Raw genomic sequence first — 695 nt, 5'->3', positions numbered from 1 at the left:
TGTCTGCATTGGCAGTCGGGTACATCCATGGCCAGTCCTCATGTTGCTGGCGCAGCTGCGTTACTTTGGGCATACAAATATGCAGATCAGTTATCCGATCCTGCAACTTGCCAAGATGCCTCTGGCGTACCTTGTAACCAGATGATTCGTATGATGTTGGAACAGGGAGCGGATCCAATAGGTGCTGATGGGCAAGATTTACAGAGCATCTCTCAATACGGACGACTTAATTTGGTGGGAGCTCTGACTGCAACACCTTCGGAACCGCCACCAGCTCCTCCTCTAGTCGTTAAGGCACCAGAAGCTCTTTCCATCTCGATCAACAATAGTATTGTCTTTCTCAATTGGAGCTACTTGGGGGATAAAGATGCCATTGCAGGCTTTAGAGTCGAACGCGAGAGTTGGAATGCAAAACGTAATCGATGGCAAAGCCTAAGCAGTTGGGATGTTCTCGACCCAACGGCCACGACGTTTGAAGATTCCAGTGCCCATGGCGAAGTGCATTATCGTGTTGGCAGCATTCAGCAAAGCGATGGTTCTTTGTTCTGGAGTGGATGGAGCGATAACATCACGGTTGCGGGTTCTGGTGGTGGTAAGGGCGGCGGAAAAGGTGGAGGAAAGCCGAACAAATGATCGCCATGAAAAAGGCCCGAGAAGAGGGCCTTTTTGTGTTTTTAACTTTCTATGTTTTCCAT

General features: G+C 49.2%; 1 protein-coding gene. It reads left to right on the top strand.

Annotated features, from left to right (window positions below; translation table 11 throughout):
- On the top strand, positions 1-633 hold a 633-nt coding region (locus tag R8N47_RS25315; protein ID WP_318186125.1), incomplete at its 5' end, for a S8 family serine peptidase.
- Between the last annotated feature and the right edge of the window lie 62 nt (positions 634-695).

The organism is Vibrio sp. 2132-1 (assembly GCF_033344315.1).
This window is presented reverse-complemented; position numbering and strand designations above follow the sequence as displayed.